This is a genomic window from Serratia plymuthica NBRC 102599, from assembly GCF_001590925.1.
Classification (GTDB): domain Bacteria; phylum Pseudomonadota; class Gammaproteobacteria; order Enterobacterales; family Enterobacteriaceae; genus Serratia; species Serratia plymuthica.
This window is the reverse complement of the sequence record NZ_BCTU01000074.1, coordinates 1-625: the sequence shown is the minus strand read 5'-3', so window position 1 is coordinate 625 and position 625 is coordinate 1. Positions and strand designations below refer to the sequence as shown.

Genomic DNA, 625 nt, shown 5'->3' with positions numbered 1-625 from the left:
TTCAGTTCATCTTTGGCACTGACGCGCGTATTGACGTACTCGGTGCTGTTGCCGTCCGATTTGCCTTTCGATTGATAACCGCTGGCCGACACACCAATACCGGTCTCTTGTCCCAGCGAGATATGCACCCCGGCGTTCCAGCCGCTGCTGTTGTTCTTGCTGGTCTGCTCCCTGTTGTTGCTTGCCGCGTCCAGTATCAGGTCGTTTTGTGCGACCAGCGTGACGTTATTCCCTGTCACACCGCTGCCGCTGATGTGCAGGTTACCGTCGGTACCTTTACTGCCCGTCGCCACCATGGTGACGTTCTCACCCGCCGACAAGGCACTACCGCGCACTTGATTCTGCTTCAAGTCAGATTCCGAGGTGCTTTTGCTTGCCCCGACGCTTACCTGTACTTTCACCGAGTTCAAATTGCCCTGAGCGATTCCGCTGGCCATCGAGGGTGTTTGTGATGCCGCTATCCACGCATTGTCCGCCGCCTGTACCGCATACAGGGCTTGCAAACGGTTGTCGCTCACTTCACCACTGCGGTCGAGCGCGCTCTTCACCGCCAACAAGGCATCGGTGACCGGTGACGACACCGACACCGTCAACCCACTCTGCTTCTGCTCGTAGCGCTCCTTGT

General features: G+C 57.6%; 1 protein-coding gene. It reads right to left on the bottom strand.

The window, feature by feature from the left end:
- The coding region (locus SPL01S_RS24200; RefSeq protein WP_174523976.1) for a hemagglutinin repeat-containing protein at positions 1-625 on the bottom strand (625 nt) is incomplete at both ends.